The 206-nt window shown below is 60.7% G+C and carries 1 pseudogene; it reads left to right on the top strand.

Annotated elements, in window-relative coordinates:
• Window positions 1-9: 9 nt before the first annotated feature.
• Window positions 10-206, top strand: a pseudogene (locus tag HMPREF2993_RS06990) (ISL3 family transposase); the annotation flags it as partial.

A 206-nucleotide genomic window follows, 5' to 3' on the forward strand; every position in this document is an offset into this window, starting at 1 on the left:
ACCCGTACTGTGAAGCCTACTGGAAACCTCGTTGCCGACACCATCTGCCGTACCGCGGAAATCGGGCTTGCTATCACCGGTGCTGCTGATGCCGGACCGCTGACCATCATTGAGGCTACGCCAGTAGCCGTTAGCGGCGTGTGCCCGGACTGCGGACAGTCAGGAAAGCTGCGCGACCACATCACCCGTCGACTCGTTGATCTTCC

This window comes from Corynebacterium sp. HMSC068G04, from assembly GCF_001814885.1.
GTDB lineage: Bacteria > Actinomycetota > Actinomycetes > Mycobacteriales > Mycobacteriaceae > Corynebacterium > Corynebacterium hiratae.